The organism is Blautia sp. MSK.18.38 (assembly GCF_024460535.1).
GTDB classification, from domain to species: domain Bacteria; phylum Bacillota; class Clostridia; order Lachnospirales; family Lachnospiraceae; genus Blautia_A; species Blautia_A fusiformis.
Genome location: NZ_JANFYP010000063.1, coordinates 1 through 2,760 on the forward strand (window position 1 = coordinate 1; position 2,760 = coordinate 2,760).

The following is a 2,760-nucleotide window of genomic DNA, read 5'->3' on the forward strand; positions in this document are numbered from 1 at the left end:
AAGATCCTTAGTCTTGCTCGTCTGCCAGTTCCGACACTTCCGCATATCGCATTTCATTGGAAATTTCCAATGCGGAAGATGGGACTTGAACCCACACGAGCGCAATGCTCACAAGATCCTTAGTCTTGCTCGTCTGCCAGTTCCGACACTTCCGCATGACCGCATTTCCTTGGGATTTTTTATTTTCTCCCTCGCGACAAGTGATAGTATAGCAAAGTGGATCTTGTATGTCAACACCTTTTTTCAAAAGTTTTCTATTTTTTCGGTTTTTCTGTTATTTTGTCACGATTATCTTTGGTCCGGCACCCTTTGCACGGAGGAGTTTTTTGTATGCACTTACCCTGGAAGCCGGTACTTTAAATCTGCAGTTGGAACGGATCCCCTTAAACGCATTGGCTCCTGTCTTCGCTGTCGTAAGCTTTGTGCTGAAGATCGTTACATTGGAGAGGTTACTGCAGCCGCAGAAGGCTTTCGCACCTACTGTCATTATATTCGCTCCGATTTTCACTGTTGTCAGTTTCTTTGCTCCGCTCATTGCAGAACCTCCAATGGCTGTCACTCTGAAATTTTTTCCTCCGATCTTTACTGTTGTCGGGATCGTAAGGGCCTTTCTTGCTGCCTTGTCCGTAGCTCCGGTAAAGACTACAGTTCCCTTGCCGGACGTGTCTGCATTGGATATCTTATATTTCAGCCTGCTGACTGTATAGACCGCGTTTTTCTGAACCGTGATCCGGAATTTTTTTGTAACAGAACCGTTATATTTTCCTTTTCCTTTGATAGTAACGGATGCAGTTCCGATGTTTTTATTATTCTTCCAGGTAAGGGTGTAATCCCTTCCGTTTACAAGCTTCTTACCGCCGTAGGTTATGGTAAGTGCCTGGGTCAGCGGCTTTCCGGTAAAGGCCCTGGTCTTAAGTGCAGATATCTTTGTTTTGCTGATATTGGTAACCGCTGCAGTCTGTCCACCAATGGAAACAAATTTCACATCTTTAAAAAATACATGATATAAATTTTCACTTTGATGCATTCTCTTTACATATCGTTCCGCTGCCGAGCCTGTATAACCTTCTACTGTAAAACCACCGGGAATAACTTCCTCTGCACCATTTCCCCTGTTATAACGTATTCCTAATGCCAGTCCACCAATATCTGTAACTGATTTCGGAATACGGATCTTTTTCAGCTTAAGGCAATCATGAAACGCCCAATCTTCGATCTTCGTCAGTCCCTCATGTAAGGTCACACTGGTCAGCCCGGTATTGCAAAATGTATCAGGCTCGATCTGCGTCAGACCGGCAGGTATGTCAATCTTATCCAATGATGTACAATTTCTGAATGCATCTCCTCCTAATTTATTTAACTGAGACGGAAGCTGGATCTGTGCCAGATTTTCGCAGTTAAAAAATGCACCCTCACCCAGCTCTTTTAATTGAGGCGGAAGCTGTACCTGCTTCAGATTTTTGCAGTTACAAAATGCCCCTCCTCCTATCAGCGTCAGTTTTTCCGGAAGCTGGATATTTCTGAGTCCGGTCTCGAAAAATGCATTCCTTTCTATTTCTGTTACGGAATCCGGTAACGCAATAGAACTCAGCGCACTGCAGCCCCAAAATGCTCCGTCACTGATTTTTTCCAATACTGTATTCTCAAATATCACACTCTCCAGACTGCTGCAATCTCGAAAGGCATCCTCTCCAATAGACCTCACTCCATTTTTTAATGTAACCTTTTTCAGCCCGGTACATTTTCCAAACATATCTCTCGGCACATCCACTGCACCGGATATCACCACACTCTCTATATTTGGCACATCGTAAAAGCATTGCTCCGGCATATTCATGCCTGCATTTCCATGGATTTCCAGTTCCTTAATATATTTTTTCAGATTCCACATGCCCCATCTATCAAAGCCTGTGATCCCATTCCCGATTACAAGCTTATTTACTCTAGAAAAATCGATGCCTGCCTTCTCCAAAGCACTTTCAGATATCTCATTTTTTGTCAACTCCATGTTATTTCCCGTAATGGTCAGTGTTCCATTCCCGTCCAGTACCCACGTAAATTTTCCATCAGAGTATTCTGCGGATGCCTGCACTGCATCCTTCGTTCCATCATCAAAAGCTGCGTTTTCTTCTGCCTGTTCGCATTCCTCCAACGCTTCCTCTTCATCCATTGCCGCTTCCGGAGCCTCCAGTTCTTCCTCTTCTGCAGTACCCTCTGGCGCTTCTTCACCAGGCTCCATTACGCCGGTTTCCGCATTCTCCTGTACGTTGTTCCCGGTATCTGGCTTGTCTGTATCTGTGGTTTCCTGTTCCTCTGTAGCAGCTGATCCATCTGTGATCTCTGTTTCCGTCTCTGCAGTATCTTCCGGATCTGAGGATGCAGTATCTCCACTTTCTTCTGCCAAAAATGCTGCTTCCTCACCCTCTGGTTCCATTTCTGCCGCCACTGTCAGCTCTGCCGGAGTCAGCGCCAGGCTTGCCGCTATAAGTACGGCCATGAGCTTTTTTCCTGCACTTTTTCTTCTCATATGACTATGCTCCTTCCATTTTCTTCTATCATAACATATAAACACGATATATTCTATCCGGATTCCTTTTTTACAGATATTTTTAGGTAACAAAAAAACCTGCATCCGTTTCCAGATGCAGGTTTCCTAAATAAAAAATGCGGAAGATGGGACTTGAACCCACACGAGCGCAATGCTCACAAGATCCTTAGTCTTGCTCGTCTGCCAGTTCCGACACTTCCGCATATCGCATT

1 protein-coding gene and 2 tRNA genes are annotated in these 2,760 nt (G+C 44.7%); all 3 read right to left on the reverse strand.

Translation table 11 applies throughout. From position 1 onward, the window contains the following. Positions 1-70: 70 nt before the first annotated feature. The 3 genes from NE638_RS17620 to NE638_RS17630 all read right to left on the reverse strand — a co-directional run bounded on the left by NE638_RS17620 (position 71) and on the right by NE638_RS17630 (position 2,750). A tRNA-Leu gene (locus tag NE638_RS17620) sits at positions 71-155 on the reverse strand. Positions 156-274: 119 nt separating this feature from the next. Then, on the reverse strand, positions 275-2,527 hold the full coding sequence (locus NE638_RS17625; protein WP_173746846.1) for a leucine-rich repeat domain-containing protein: 2,253 nt from the start codon (positions 2,525-2,527) through the stop codon (positions 275-277). A 138-nt stretch (positions 2,528-2,665) separates the two neighbouring features. Then, positions 2,666-2,750, reverse strand: a tRNA-Leu gene (locus NE638_RS17630). Positions 2,751-2,760: the final 10 nt, after the last annotated feature.